General features: G+C 40.8%; 14 protein-coding genes. 8 read left to right on the forward strand and 6 right to left on the reverse strand.

Annotation, left to right across the window (positions count from 1 at the left end; all coding sequences use genetic code 11):
- Positions 1 to 161 precede the first annotated feature (161 nt).
- Positions 162 to 1,787 (reverse strand): L,D-transpeptidase family protein, encoded by a 1,626-nt coding sequence (locus P2W73_RS02490; protein ID WP_276500401.1) that lies wholly within the window; start codon positions 1,785 to 1,787, stop codon positions 162 to 164.
- A 215-nt stretch (positions 1,788 to 2,002) separates the two neighbouring features.
- Positions 2,003 to 2,170, reverse strand: a complete 168-nt coding sequence (locus P2W73_RS26450) for a prolyl oligopeptidase family serine peptidase (protein ID WP_369127513.1) — start codon at positions 2,168 to 2,170, stop codon at positions 2,003 to 2,005.
- A 120-nt stretch (positions 2,171 to 2,290) separates the two neighbouring features.
- Between P2W73_RS26450 and atpD the strand changes: the two genes are divergently transcribed.
- The 4 genes from atpD (at position 2,291) to P2W73_RS02510 (ending at position 6,364) form a co-directional block, all read left to right on the forward strand.
- Positions 2,291 to 3,790, forward strand: coding sequence for a F0F1 ATP synthase subunit beta (gene atpD / locus P2W73_RS02495; RefSeq protein WP_276500402.1), 1,500 nt, complete (start codon positions 2,291 to 2,293; stop codon positions 3,788 to 3,790).
- Between the two features lie 291 nt (positions 3,791 to 4,081).
- Positions 4,082 to 4,345: an ATP synthase F1 subunit epsilon gene (atpC, locus tag P2W73_RS02500; RefSeq protein ID WP_276500403.1), complete on the forward strand. Its 264-nt coding sequence runs from the start codon at positions 4,082 to 4,084 to the stop codon at positions 4,343 to 4,345.
- Between the two features lie 707 nt (positions 4,346 to 5,052).
- The gene (locus P2W73_RS02505) at positions 5,053 to 5,940 is read left to right on the forward strand and encodes a class I SAM-dependent methyltransferase (RefSeq protein ID WP_276500404.1); all 888 of its coding nucleotides are present in this window, start codon (positions 5,053 to 5,055) and stop codon (positions 5,938 to 5,940) included.
- A 40-nt stretch (positions 5,941 to 5,980) separates the two neighbouring features.
- On the forward strand, positions 5,981 to 6,364 hold the full coding sequence (locus P2W73_RS02510) for a transmembrane 220 family protein (protein WP_276500405.1): 384 nt from the start codon (positions 5,981 to 5,983) through the stop codon (positions 6,362 to 6,364).
- A 28-nt stretch (positions 6,365 to 6,392) separates the two neighbouring features.
- Here P2W73_RS02510 and P2W73_RS02515 read toward each other — a convergent pair whose 3' ends face one another.
- Together P2W73_RS02515 and P2W73_RS02520 are read right to left on the reverse strand one after the other, a co-directional pair.
- Positions 6,393 to 7,121, reverse strand: coding sequence for a DUF4197 domain-containing protein (locus P2W73_RS02515; RefSeq protein ID WP_276500406.1), 729 nt, complete (start codon positions 7,119 to 7,121; stop codon positions 6,393 to 6,395).
- Positions 7,122 to 7,185: 64 nt separating this feature from the next.
- Complete coding sequence (locus P2W73_RS02520) at positions 7,186 to 7,737, reverse strand: YqgE/AlgH family protein (protein WP_276500407.1); 552 nt, start codon at positions 7,735 to 7,737, stop codon at positions 7,186 to 7,188.
- A 205-nt stretch (positions 7,738 to 7,942) separates the two neighbouring features.
- On the opposite strand from P2W73_RS02520, the gene P2W73_RS02525 reads away from it, so the two are divergent.
- Positions 7,943 to 9,295 carry a sensor histidine kinase gene (locus tag P2W73_RS02525; RefSeq protein WP_276500408.1) on the forward strand — a complete coding sequence of 451 codons (1,353 nt, stop codon included), beginning with the start codon at positions 7,943 to 7,945 and terminating at the stop codon, positions 9,293 to 9,295.
- A 12-nt stretch (positions 9,296 to 9,307) separates the two neighbouring features.
- On the opposite strand, the gene P2W73_RS02530 is transcribed toward P2W73_RS02525, so the two are convergent.
- Positions 9,308 to 10,564 (reverse strand): S-adenosylmethionine:tRNA ribosyltransferase-isomerase, encoded by a 1,257-nt coding sequence (locus P2W73_RS02530; protein WP_276500409.1) that lies wholly within the window; start codon positions 10,562 to 10,564, stop codon positions 9,308 to 9,310.
- A 45-nt stretch (positions 10,565 to 10,609) separates the two neighbouring features.
- The gene (locus tag P2W73_RS02535; RefSeq protein ID WP_276500410.1) at positions 10,610 to 11,113 is read right to left on the reverse strand and encodes a hypothetical protein; all 504 of its coding nucleotides are present in this window, start codon (positions 11,111 to 11,113) and stop codon (positions 10,610 to 10,612) included.
- A 182-nt stretch (positions 11,114 to 11,295) separates the two neighbouring features.
- Between P2W73_RS02535 and mraZ the strand changes: the two genes are divergently transcribed.
- The 3 genes from mraZ (at position 11,296) to P2W73_RS02550 (ending at position 13,156) form a co-directional block, all read left to right on the forward strand.
- On the forward strand, positions 11,296 to 11,760 hold the full coding sequence (gene mraZ, locus P2W73_RS02540) for a division/cell wall cluster transcriptional repressor MraZ (RefSeq protein WP_276500411.1): 465 nt from the start codon (positions 11,296 to 11,298) through the stop codon (positions 11,758 to 11,760).
- Positions 11,761 to 11,777: 17 nt separating this feature from the next.
- Positions 11,778 to 12,749, forward strand: a complete 972-nt coding sequence (gene rsmH, locus P2W73_RS02545; RefSeq protein WP_276500412.1) for a 16S rRNA (cytosine(1402)-N(4))-methyltransferase RsmH — start codon at positions 11,778 to 11,780, stop codon at positions 12,747 to 12,749.
- Positions 12,750 to 12,814: 65 nt separating this feature from the next.
- Positions 12,815 to 13,156, forward strand: coding sequence for an FtsL-like putative cell division protein (locus P2W73_RS02550; RefSeq protein WP_276500413.1), 342 nt, complete (start codon positions 12,815 to 12,817; stop codon positions 13,154 to 13,156).
- Positions 13,157 to 13,179: the final 23 nt, after the last annotated feature.

A 13,179-nucleotide genomic window follows, 5' to 3' on the forward strand; every position in this document is an offset into this window, starting at 1 on the left:
GAAAAGCGAAAAGTAAAAAAGAGGGGAATAAGACGTAAAGCGTCTTGTAGGCTCACAACTTACCACTCACTATTCACCCTAATTGTTGCAATGCCTGATCTGCGTGGAAAAATAAAAAATCTTTCTGCTTAAAGGTTTTTTATAAATGGTAGCGGGATAGTTTAATAAACTTTGGTAAACATCTTTTGATAAAGACTTGCATCGTGACCATAGATATCTTCCCGGAAGTTTAGCAAACCTTTTTCATCTACCCATGCGGTGTAATAGGCAATGATCACCGGCACAGATTTTTTTAGTTTCACAAACTTTTCTTCGCCGCTGTTCATTGCTTCTTCAATTTTTGATTTCGTCCATTTCGGATCGTCACGCAAAAGATATTCAGCCATTTTTTTCGGATCGCTAAGCCGTATACAACCATGACTAAAGGCCCGCTTGTCACTGGAAAATAGACTTTTGGAGGGTGTATCATGGAAATAAATATTGAAGCTGTTTGGGAAAAGGAATTTCACTTTCCCCAACGCATTTTTTCCTCCCGGCAATTGGCGAACAACGGGCAATCCGTCTTCTTCCCCAGTGATTTCCATATTTTCCTTTTCGAGGTAATTGGGATTTTTTTCCATCGCCGGAATGATTTCTTTTTCCACGATACTTGGTGGCACATTCCAGTAAGGACTAAAGACCACCTGGTTGAGATTGCCGGTAAAAATTCGGGTGTCATGCCCATCTTTTCCAACCACTACATTCATGTCAAAAACTTTTTGTTTTCCTTCCATCACATGTAACATGAACTCTGGAATGTTGACGACAATCAGGTTGCCAGCCGGCTGGGAAGGCAACCAGCGCATCCGGTCCATATTAATTAATAGCTGTTGTATCCGGTGCATCACGGGCACATTCATTTCTTTTAATGTTGTTTCGTTGATAATACCATCGGTCTTCAGACCATGCCGCTGTTGAAAATGCCTGACGCCATTTTGTAGCGTGCTGTCAAAAACCTTCGTCGTATCTGCTGTAGCAATGTCGCCTGTCAATTGCAATCGCTTTTTTATGGTAACAATTTCCGGAGCCGTTATTCCTTTTTTATACAATTTTTTCTTTGCCTGGATGATCGGCCAGCCACCTTTTTTCTGAATATCGGTGTACAAAGCCAATTGCTCCTTTAACAACCCATACATTGGATTTACGTCCTCATAATATTTATCATCCTTATGTTTTTTTGAAACCAGGGAGTCGGCATATTCGAGCGCATCTCTTTTTTGAAAGGGGACAAAACGTTCCATCTCCTTTCTTTTTACATAATCACGGTCATAGGTTTGCAGGGTATGGCGGATGAATTGAGAAGTAAGTTCAACTTCTGTATTGCTATAAGTTTTGTTGTTTGACGAAGGTGACAGGCTGTCTTCTGAAATAAGCTTATCCATTCTTTTTTTCAGCGACTTGTTGTTAAGAGTAGTATCGTTTGTCGAACTGATATAATTGTTACGTAAATTCCAAAAGCCGCGGGCCTGTTCGGTAAGACCGTCGCTGGAAAACCAGGCAAATTGATAGTTGCGGGTATTATAAAAACTACGGATACGCCAAGCGATGGAATCGGGAATTTTTTTCTCACTGATGATTTTTTCTACAGTAGCACTGTCTAAAAATAGATCGCTGTATGAATTAGAACGGTTAATACCGTAGTTGCGGGACGATAGCTTTTTGTTTTTTTTACTGCTTTCTCCAGTGGTATCAGCTGCATTATTACAGGCAATAAAAATAAAGGGTACGGCTATCAATAATTTTTTCATACCTATTATTTTGCAAAGATTATGCCTGTGAAAATTATGCATCTGCAATCGAAAAAAGGCTGTTAAAAGTATTTTCTCGCAACGGGTAAGAAAGCATGCAAAGATTTAAAACTACTTTTTTTTCTTTGCGTCACTTTTCACTTTGCGATACTGAGCGAAGTCGAAGTATGCGTGAAATTATAAGCTTTTGACAGCTCTCCTGGAAAAAATAGTCTTTAATCTCTTTTAGGATTGGCAGGTTGGCCTTTCAAATGTTTATCTAAAAATTGCAGAATTTGGCCATAGCCTTTTATTTCATTTTCTTTTTTTACAAAACCATGTTCTTCGTCGGTGAAGATGGTGAAGTGAACCGAACCCTGAACTGAGCGTCGCAACAAGTCCAATCAAGGAACTTGAAGCCTGTTTAATAATGCTTTCTACCATTTTCAAAATTGCCGATTTTCGTATTTGCACATTCACCTCACTCCCTTACCTTTGCGGCCGAAATAAACCCCTCCTTATATATGGCTAACGTTGGTAAAGTAAAGCAAGTCATTGGTGCGGTCATCGATGTACAGTTTGATGGCACCCTTCCCGATATCTATAACGCCCTGGAACTGAAAAGAGAAAACGGTGAAACGCTGGTTTTGGAAGTACAGCAGCATCTTGGTGAGGATAGTATTCGTGCCATTGCCATGGATGGAACAGAAGGTTTAGTTCGTGGTACTGAAGTAGTTGACACAGGAAAAGGGATAGCTATGCCAACAGGTGAGGCTATCAAAGGACGTTTATTTAATGTAACGGGTGATCCCATCGATGGACTGCCTGTAGTATCAAAGCAGGGCGGACGTCCTATTCACGCCAAACCACCCATGTTTGAAAACCTGAGCACAGCATCTGAAGTGCTTTTTACCGGTATCAAAGTAATTGACCTTATCGAACCTTATGCAAAAGGTGGTAAGATCGGTTTGTTTGGTGGCGCCGGTGTGGGTAAAACGGTATTGATCCAGGAGTTGATCAACAATATTGCAAAAGCTTATTCTGGTTTATCCGTATTTGCAGGAGTAGGAGAGAGAACCCGTGAAGGGAATGACCTGATGCGTGAGATGATCGAAGCCGGCATCATGAAATATGGCGACGCATTTAAGCATAGCATGGAAGAAGGCGGATGGGACCTGAGCAAAGTAGATATGAAAGAATTGGCTGATTCCAAAGCGACTTTCGTATTCGGCCAGATGAATGAACCTCCCGGCGCCCGTGCAAGGGTGGCTCTGTCCGGTTTGACAATCGCCGAATATTACCGTGATGGTGATGGCGAGGGCAAGGGTCGTGACATCCTTTTCTTCGTGGATAATATCTTCCGTTTCACCCAGGCGGGTTCCGAGGTATCAGCCCTGTTGGGTCGTATGCCTTCAGCCGTAGGTTACCAGCCTACCCTGGCAACAGAAATGGGATTGATGCAGGAGCGTATCACATCTACCAAAAATGGTTCGATCACTTCCGTACAGGCGGTATATGTACCTGCCGATGACTTAACAGACCCCGCTCCGGCCACAACTTTTGCACACCTGGATGCAACAACAGTTTTGAGTCGTAAAATTGCCGACCTTGGTATTTATCCGGCTGTAGATCCTCTTGATTCAACCTCTCGTATCCTTACACCGAAGATCGTAGGTGATCTGCATTATGATTGCGCCAACCGTGTGAAATTAATCCTGCAGCGTTATAAGGAATTACAGGACATCATCGCCATCCTTGGTTTGGATGAGTTGAGTGATGAAGATAAAATGATCGTTGCCCGTGCACGGAAAGTACAACGTTTCCTTTCTCAGCCTTTCCATGTGGCTGAAGCCTTTACCGGTTTAAAAGGGGTGTTGGTACCGATTGAAGAAACGATCCGTGGTTTCAATATGATCATGGATGGTGAAGTAGATGATCTGCCTGAAGCGGCATTCAACCTGGTGGGTACTATCGATGATGCTATTGAAAAGGGTAAGAAACTGATGGCGCAGGCGCAGGGTTAGAACCCTCTGTCTCCGCCAGTTGGCGGAGAACTTAGGTTGATTAGTCATTATTTGTACTGATAGTTCTTTATACGAGTTAGTTGGTTGTTGTGTAACGAGCATTTGTTTTCATGGCATCTTCGTGCAGCCTGTGCCGAGCGAAGTCGAAGCATCGCACTCTTCAACTTTCTGTTCCTTACTCATGAGGGTATTAAGAAGTCACAAAAAGAATATTTGAAATTATTCTATAACGAGCTTTAAAGTTTTTACAGCTTTAGGGTTCTAAAAGTCCGCCGCGGCGGATTGGTTTTTATGAACTTAGAAATACTTACACCAGAAAAAAAAATATACAGCGGCGAGGTATACGGCGTGCAAATGCCGGGTATCAGTGGAAGCTTTGAAGTGCTTGATAAGCATGCTCCGCTGGTAAGTGCATTGAAAGCCGGCCGTGTGAAAATATTAAAAGACAGGCAAAATCATTTTGCTTACTTCGACATACAAGCTGGATTTGTAGAAGTGCTCAATAACAAAGTGACTGTATTGGCTGAAGGAGCAATGCCGGTGGAAACTACCTGAGACCTGACGCCTCCTCCGCTGAATGACTTTATTCATGAGAGGTAGAATAGACTGGCGAAAAACCAGCCTATCCGGATAATGAAAACTGTCCTTAGCCCTCCTGATTTATTTCGGGAGGGTTTTTTTATCCCATAAAAAATGCGGGGTTGCAAATTCCGCATTTTTACTTCTACTTATTAAAAAATAGAAATGTCCAGTATTTGTCGTTCCAGAAGGGAATGAAATTTTTCCAGAAATCCTGTTTTTTGATTTTCTTATTTTGACTTAATCTTATGCCACATATAAATGGACGATAAACGATAAAATAGGTAATGAATAGTAAGATGAATGTATTGTTACTAATATAGTCCTGCTTCACGGATAGTATAAGAGCCGCAAAAGGAATTAAAAGCAACAGATAAAAGAAAAATATATTTTTTGATAGCATGTAATGGATATTTTGGAATGAAATTTAAATAATTATGGACAGACCACATACGATTAGAAGGTATTTGGGTCAAAGAAATATGACCCTGCTTTTTTATTTGGAGTCATTCACCGGTTCTTATCCTTCCATCTCTCATGAAAAATGTTGTTGAGAAAGGAAATATTAGACAAACAAATCAAAAAGCTTTGACAGAAAGAATAAAATGAGTATGTTTTCAGATCAAAAAGGTTAGGTTTTTACGGCCATACCGAAGGAAAAACAACACTTAAAGGTACTCTTCATGGAAAATACAAACGATAAAATTGAACTGATAAAAAAGCATGTTTGCTGTCCGGACTGCAAGACAAGCATCCGGTACGAAGGCTCACATTTTAGGTGTGATAATTGCCAACGTCAATTTCCTTTTTATGAAAACGCCATTTTAGAAATATTACCAACGGCACCCTCCAAATATGCCTTTGATGTGCGCAGTGGTTATCATGAGAAAGTTTACAACCAGCTTTTTTCTTCTAAACGTGAAGTGGTTGATCCGGAGACATCCTGGGCCAACCCGGACAAAGTACCAGTTAAATGGCTAAAGAAAAAAAATGAACATGTAGGATTTATAAAGAATATAATTGAAAAGAATATTCCTGGACGGGAAGTTCTTTGCGATTTCACCGGAAGTTCGGGCTATTACACCTTCGAACTGCGAAAAATGTTCAGATGGGTTTTTCATTGCGATCTCAGTATTGAGTCGTTGTTATTTGCAAAAAAAAGAGCGGAGGCTCAACATATCGACAATCTCATTTTTATAAGAGCTGATTATACTAAGCCGCCATTTAATTCCACTCTCGACCTGATCATTTGTGGTGATACGCTGATTTATTCGCCTTATCATGAAGGTTTGCTGCTGAATGGTATGCAACAATCATTGAGGGAAGGCGGCCAGGCGATTTTTGATTTCCACAACTGGTGGCATAATCCGTTAAAGCAAATCGGAATCATGAAAACGGAGTTCGGATTTTGCTATAGCTATACTAAAAAAGAAACGGATGGATTTGTAAACCAATATTTCTCTTCTTTCAAATACTGGCCTTATTACCAGGAATTTTCCACCGGCCGGCCAGGGACCCTGGTGCCCGGTTTTTTCCCAAGCACCAGACATTGTTATATTGCCAGGAAATAAAGAGTAAGGTCAATTATTTTTTAATCATAAGATTTAACAGGTGAAAATTTTCAATATCATATTTTGTATTCTTTTCCTGGTATCGGCCGGTCTGCAATACAATGACCCCGATCCTTATATTTGGATACCCATCTATTTATATGGAGCAATCCTGTGCTGGCTTGCGTTTAGGAATAAGTTTTATCCTAAAGCTTATATTCTTGGCATCGTCGCATTTGCCGCCTATGCATTGTATTATTTTTTTACTGAAGATGGCGTCCTGGATTGGATTCAAAAACATGATGCTGAAAATATAGCGGCTACTATGAAAGCCACCAAGCCCTGGATCGAAGATACCCGGGAATTTTTTGGATTGGTTATACTGATTGCCGTATTGTCTATAAACTTAATCTATGCCAAAACAAAAAGAAGCCGGCTCTATTGAACCGGCTTCTTCGTTACTTTTTCAATAGCTAGTTTTGTTGTTGTTTTCTTTTCTTTAGTTGTTCGTCTGCGTAGGCAAATGCCTTTTTCATCATATCTGTTTTGCGAAATTCGTATTTGGTCCGGATATTTTCTTCCTCATTAGCGACGGATACAAACATTGCATCGATAGCCCGGGCAGCAATAAAATCGGTAAGATTTGTTTCCAGTGGTTTCTTGATAAAAGGTATCTTGTTGTAAACAGTGACAAGGTTGTTCCATTCCTTATTGGCTCCTTCCGTTTTTATGGTGCTATCTACGATGGGCCGGAAGGCTACCATTAGCTCAGGTGACATGTTGGATTTGAAATAGTCAGTTGCCGCATGCATGTTATCTGTTACTAAGATACTTGCCGCATCCCTGATCGACATTTGCTTAACGGAATTTAAAAAAATGGGCTTAGCTGCAACAACAGCAGAAGACATGGCCCGGGTAAATTTTGCTGTCACCTGGTCTACCACTTTATCCATTCCTACATCCTTTAAAGTTTTTTCGATTTTCGCCGCATCTCCGGGGAAAGCAAATCGAACCAATGGATTACCGCCAGGATTTGCAAAAGCATCAAACCCCCTGAAAAGGCCCTGCGACAAAGCATCTTTTAAACCCGCTGCCATTTCAAATTCAGTGATGCCTAGTTGTGATGCTACTTGTTTCAATGTATCACAGGAAGAAAGAAAAATAGAACTGCATAGAATTAAGCTAAGATAAAAACGTTTCATAGTGTTGTTTTTTCAGGGATGAGAATTGAGTATAATGCGTTGCAAAGAAAGGAAGTTTTCCAATTTAATTAAGCTGGGGATCTGTTGGAAAATGAATCATCATTTCATAATCGCCGCCAAGGTGCTTAAGCGACTCTTTCCATATTTCTTCAGGCTTGGTTTGGAAGATCAGTTTTCGGTTTGACTTTACGGTGAGCCATGATTTCTCCTTTATTTCCTCGGCCAGTTGGTCTTTGCTCCAACCGGAATACCCGATAAAAAAGCGGATCTTGTTTTCATCCAATTTGCCATTCTGTATAAGCTCAACCGTTTTACTAAAATCGCCACCCCAAAATACGCCTTTCATCACTTCTTCACCGCCGGGAATTTCTTCAGGATACTGATGCAGGAAATGAATAGTATCCATTTGTACGGGACCTCCATAAAAAACCGGGAGTTTAAACCCCTCCAGATCAGGGATCAATTCATCCAGCGTATTTTCATATTTGCGATTTAACACAAAACCAAAACTTCCATCTTCATTATGCTCGCAAAGAAAGACCACTGTGCGCAGAAAGTTGGGGTCTTTCAGGAAGGGATCTGCTATTAAAAGTATGCCTGGTCCGGGTTCAATCATACTTCAAGTTAGGACATTAAATCTTTTTTAAAAAAATCTTGTTTCAAATACTTTCGCCAAAAAATTGGCTAGAATACTGGCCTTAAAGCGGCGTTAAAAATCCATGTATTACCTGTCAAATTAAAGATGAAAGAACAACACGTAGTATTTTTGCAGGATGGGTTGGTAAAACCCTTTATCTTTCAGTACAAATAATTTTCTCTTTGTGAAACGCATCTTTACCGTAATTACTTTACTCATAACAATTTCTTTAATCGGCATCATCATCATTCAAATTTCATGGTTAAAGAATATGATCCTGCTGAAAGAAGAACAAATTAAAGGGAAGGTGGAGCAGGCGGTAATAATGGTGGGAAATGAGCTGTCCCAATACAAAGGAAATTATTTAAGTAGCAAGATAAGTTCACCTAATACAATTTTCCAGGATGAGTTTACGATGGAGTTTCTAAGACCTGTTACCGTGGGCAAACGGTTTACGGCTACCGAATTGCAGGATAAAATAAAAAAAGCTTTTAAATCACTGGAGCTCGATAATTTGAAATTTGAATTCATGCTGGCGACTGTCAGCCCCAGGACAGGGGCCATAGGCGCAATTGAACAGCGGTCAAAGAATTTTCCGGAAGAGTATGAGGACACAATAAACAATTACTCGAAAGGCTACGCCTTGTTTGCACCAAGCGGTTCGGCGGCAGAAAACCTTGCAGCGGATGAAAGTCTTATAATTGTAGCACTTGACTGGAAGGTTGCGGCGCTAAAAGAATTGCGTTTACGCATCGCTACTTCTATTCTTTTTACCATTATCATTATTACAGCTTTTTATCTTACTGTTCGTACTATGCTTCGTCAAAAAAAATTAGGTGAGATCAAAAATGATTTCATCAATAATATGACGCATGAATTTAAGACACCCATTGCTACCATCTCATTGGCGGTTGATGCTTTGAAGAATGAAAAAGTTTTACAGGATAGGGATAAGATGGGTTATTTCAGTGCTATCATCAAAGAAGAGAACCAACGTATGAATCGCCAGGTTGAAACGATTCTTAAAGCATCTCAACTGGAAAAACAGGAGATTGAATTGAATATGCAACCCTTACATGTACATGAAGTAATTAAAGACGTGGTTGATAATTTTGCTTTGCAATTACAGGAAAAAGGTGGAAGGGCCGAGCTGGTATTAAATGCGACCAATGACCTTGTGATGGCAGATGAGGTTCATTTTTCCAATATGATTAACAACCTTATTGATAATGCTGTCAAGTATTCAAAAGATAATGTTCCCCTGCTTGTCAAGGTCGCTACTCACTCCAATGGAAAAAATTTGACAATTAAAGTGGAAGACAATGGCATTGGCATGAGTAAGGAAACAGTGAAGCGGGTTTTTGAACGCTTTTACAGGGCTCATACCGGCAACCTGCATAACGTTAAAGGCTTTGGGTTAGGATTGAGTTATGTAAAAACAATTGTGCAGGCGCAGGGCGGTGAAATTAAAATCGATAGTATGTTGGGTCGCGGCAGCATCTTTATTTTAGATCTTCCATTGAAGAAAAGCAGTTAAAATTCCTGCCAACTATTCCTGGACCTGTGGGTACAGCAGGCAACCATCGCCGTAGCTTAAAAACCTGAATTCATTTTGAAGAGCATGATCGTAAATCCTTCGCCAATCCTCACCAATAATTGCAGCAATCAATAGCAATAAGGTGGATTGTGGTTGATGAAAATTGGTGATCAAGCCTTTTGCAATCCGAAGCTTGTATCCCGGTGCTATTATGATGCGTGTCCTGGTGACCAGTTTTTTCAATTTATTTTTTTTCATCCAACCTAGCAAAGACTCCAACGCCTCTTTCGCTTGTACATCCTGGGCCGGCATATCATAAGCCTCCCATTGATTTAATTCTGGAATTGCTAAATAGTTGTTGACCGTTGCTTGTTGACCGTTGCTTGTTGATAGTTTCACTCCCAACCAGTAAAGACTCTCAATGGTTCGCATGGACGTAGTACCTACCGGAATGATTGTTTTGTCGAGATATGCAATAATCGTTTCAATTGTTTCAATGGATACATCAATAAACTCCGCATGCATTTCATGCTGTTGCATAGTTTCACTTTTCACAGGTTTAAATGTGCCGGCGCCAACATGAAGCGTCACAAAATCTTTGTCAATATTTTTTTCTTCTAAACTTTTGAAAATAGCATCGGTAAAGTGCAGACCCGCTGTTGGCGCAGCCACTGATCCATCGTAATGGGCATAAATGGTTTGGTACCTTTCGGCATCACTTGATTCTGCCTTTCGTTTTATATAGGGTGGAAGAGGAATGGCGCCTGCATGATGCAATAATTCCGCAAAACTCATTTCCGGATCATTCCAGGAGAGTTCGATTACAAAAGAATCTATTCTCTTTTCCAGGTAAATGGCTTGCAATATTATCTCCTTGTTGAACGCATAAATTATTTTTTGAAGTATCTGTCCATGTTTCCATTTTGATGCGCCGCCAACCAGGCATAACCAATATACTTTCCCGCGTTGAAGCATGGCAGTCGTAATATCTGCATATTGCTCATGCGGCTCGAGACAAAATATTTCTATTACACCGCCAGTCGGTTTTTGAAACAGTAGCCTTGCTTCCACAACTTTGGTGTTATTAAAAATCAGCAACGAACTTGCCGGAATATGCGAAGCAATATTTTCATAGGTATCATCCCGGATATCTCCATTTCTATAAACAAGTAATTTGGATGAATCTCTTTTTTGAAGGGGGTAGCTGGCTATTCGATCCTCGGGAAGTGAATAGGTAAAATCAGCAATAGCAATATCTTTTGGGTGCATAAACAATTGCGACCAACTGTCGCAGTTTGATGAGTTACAAAAATACTAACGTTTCGCAAGTGGTACGACGAGTTTTAGTCCGCTCCAGATATCACTCACTGCACAAACTTTTACATCTACGAGATCATTTTTCAAAGCATAATTTCTGATAGCGTCTTCGGTAATATCAGTGGGAATTTTCGCCGATTTTTTATACCACGAGACCCAGATAACGATTGCAGGATTTTTTGAAAGCAAGGGCTGCAGTTTTTTTATTGCTGATTCAAAGACTTTGTAGCTTTCTGCAAATAAATGAATAAGATCCGGCAATTCATTTTTGGCGCATAGCTGATCACTAATATCTGCTTCCAACAATTCAAAATAGTTCGAAGGTGTATTGATCAACCGGATCTTCATGCCCGGTTTGATACCCAATTTTTTGATCAGGGGTGTGCCTGAATAGCCTGCAGTTGCCATGGCGCCAAAATACGAATGCCGTTTTAAATTATGGGCTGTAGCCGATCTGTATTCACATTTGCGATGGTTCCATTCACCGTTTTTCCACCGCAATTCACAAGTAATCCACGCCTTTTTTGATCAGTACCGGATAAAATCCGCGCAAATGTACTACAGGCAGGCCTTCCAGGCATCAGGAGTCTGTGGACAAAATAAAAATCCCAAAATTTGGAAGGTAAGTGGGAAAAAGTGTTATTTTGTGTGAATTAGTACAAAATTGACCCAAGAACCTGATAATGATAGATATTCTCGGCGAATACCAGGCGACTTTAGACTCAAAAGGTCGCTTTCTTCTGCCGGCTGCCTTCAAAAAGCAGCTCTCCGAAGAAGAGGGTACCCGCTTTGTTATGAACAGGGGTTTGGACAATTGTGTCACGTTATTCACATTAAAAAATTGGGAAGCTTTTTCGGCGAAGATCAGGACTTTGAATGATTTTAATGAGGAGGAAAGACCGGTTCGCCGATTTTTTTTAAATGGAGCCGCTTACGTAGAACCGGATAGTGCAGGAAGATTGCTGGTACCACCGCATTTGAAGGAGCATGCCGGTTTGCAAAAAGACCTCGTGATGCATTGGGCGGACGATAAATTAGAAATCTGGGATAGTAATAAGTACAAACAGCTCTTTGATTCAATCTCACCGGAAGCATTAAGCAAAATGGTACATAAAGTATTAGGGGGAGGGAACGGATTGGCAGGTTAAATTGTTAAATAGTTGACATGAAGAAAAAGTTGAAAAAAGAAGAACCGCTATTAACTGATCAACCAGCCAACCCGTCAACTGAAGCCTATCACATACCTGTTCTTCTACAGGAGACAATAGCAGGGTTAGCTATTCAACCGGAAGGCATCTATGTCGATTGTACGTTTGGCGGTGGCGGTCACTCAAAAGCTATTCTTGAGCAATTGGGTGCCAAAGGAAAACTGATTGCTTTTGACCAGGACGAGGATGCGAAACGAAATCTGCCTGACGATGATCGTGTCATTTTTGTGCCGCATAATTTTCGTCATCTGCAACGGTTCCTGAAGCTGCACCAAATAAACGCTGTTGATGGCATTATGGCGGATCTGGGTGTCAGCAGTCACCAGTTTGATGAAGCAGAAAGAGGGTTCTCGACCCGCTTTGATGCAGCACTGGATATGCGAATGGACCAGCGCCAAACCCTGACTGCCTTTGATGTTGTGAATACCTACACTGAGCAGCAGCTGCACAAGCTGTTTGAGCAGTATGGCGAAGTGACGAATGCCAAAACATTGGCGAGGACGATTGTCAATGTTCGCAATCACGTTTCATTGAAAACCATCAATGCTTTTAAAAATGCTCTCCGTGAGGTGGTAAAAGGAAATCCCAATAAATATTTTGCCCAGGTTTTCCAGGCGTTGCGCATTGAAGTGAATGATGAATTAGGAGCATTGAAAGAAATGCTGCAGCAAATCCCAAAACTGCTGAAGCCCGGTGGCCGGGCAGCTATCATCACTTTCCATTCTTTAGAAGACAGGCTGGTTAAAGTTTTTTTTCGTCGTGGTTCATTTGATGAGCCGGAAACAAATCCTTTTATCAATGAAGAGCCGGTGAATGAATTAAAAATCATCACCAAAAAATCGATACAGCCAACTGAAAAGGAAATGAAGGAGAACCCAAGATCAAGAAGTGCAAGATTAAGAGTGGCAGAAAAAATAATGATGGTGTAATGCGGTGGATAGCGAATGGTGAATGATAAATAAATGGTACTGAGGTTTAAAGTTTATTATACACAATGCAGGAGCAGGAAATAAATAAGGTAAAAGAAACAAAAACAAATTGGAAGAAGCTTCTTAATTATCAGTCGGTGGTAAGGCAGATCCCATTTTTTTTGTTTCTGACATTTCTTGCAGTGCTGTATATCTATAATGGGCATTTGGCTGATAAAACCGTTCGGAATATCAGCAAGACAACAAGAGAGGTACGAGAGTTGCAGCATGAATATAAAACGGTGAAGAGTGAAGTGATGTTTCGGAGCAAGCAAAGTGAGCTGGTAAAAGCAGTTGAGCCATTGGGATTAAAAGAGTTGATGGAGTCGCCGGTGGTGTTAAGGCCCCATCCCGACCTTCCCCAATAGGGAAGGCCACCAACACTCAGCCC

Source organism: Terrimonas pollutisoli, from assembly GCF_029360765.1.
Taxonomy (GTDB): Bacteria; Bacteroidota; Bacteroidia; order Chitinophagales; family Chitinophagaceae; genus Terrimonas_B; species Terrimonas_B pollutisoli.

Bases quoted from the DNA above. Each gene is read 5' to 3' on its own strand.
- P2W73_RS02490 (WP_276500401.1), bottom strand. From the start codon at position 1,787: ATGAAAAAATTATTGATAGCCGTACCCTTTATTTTTATTGCCTGTAAT.
- atpD (WP_276500402.1), top strand. From the start codon at position 2,291: ATGGCTAACGTTGGTAAAGTAAAGCAAGTCATTGGTGCGGTCATCGAT.
- atpC (WP_276500403.1), top strand. From the start codon at position 4,082: ATGAACTTAGAAATACTTACACCAGAAAAAAAAATATACAGCGGCGAG.
- P2W73_RS02505 (WP_276500404.1), top strand. From the start codon at position 5,053: ATGGAAAATACAAACGATAAAATTGAACTGATAAAAAAGCATGTTTGC.
- P2W73_RS02515 (WP_276500406.1), bottom strand. From the start codon at position 7,121: ATGAAACGTTTTTATCTTAGCTTAATTCTATGCAGTTCTATTTTTCTT.
- P2W73_RS02520 (WP_276500407.1), bottom strand. From the start codon at position 7,737: ATGATTGAACCCGGACCAGGCATACTTTTAATAGCAGATCCCTTCCTG.
- P2W73_RS02530 (WP_276500409.1), bottom strand. From the start codon at position 10,564: ATGCACCCAAAAGATATTGCTATTGCTGATTTTACCTATTCACTTCCC.
- mraZ (WP_276500411.1), top strand. From the start codon at position 11,296: ATGATAGATATTCTCGGCGAATACCAGGCGACTTTAGACTCAAAAGGT.
- rsmH (WP_276500412.1), top strand. From the start codon at position 11,778: ATGAAGAAAAAGTTGAAAAAAGAAGAACCGCTATTAACTGATCAACCA.
- P2W73_RS02550 (WP_276500413.1), top strand. From the start codon at position 12,815: ATGCAGGAGCAGGAAATAAATAAGGTAAAAGAAACAAAAACAAATTGG.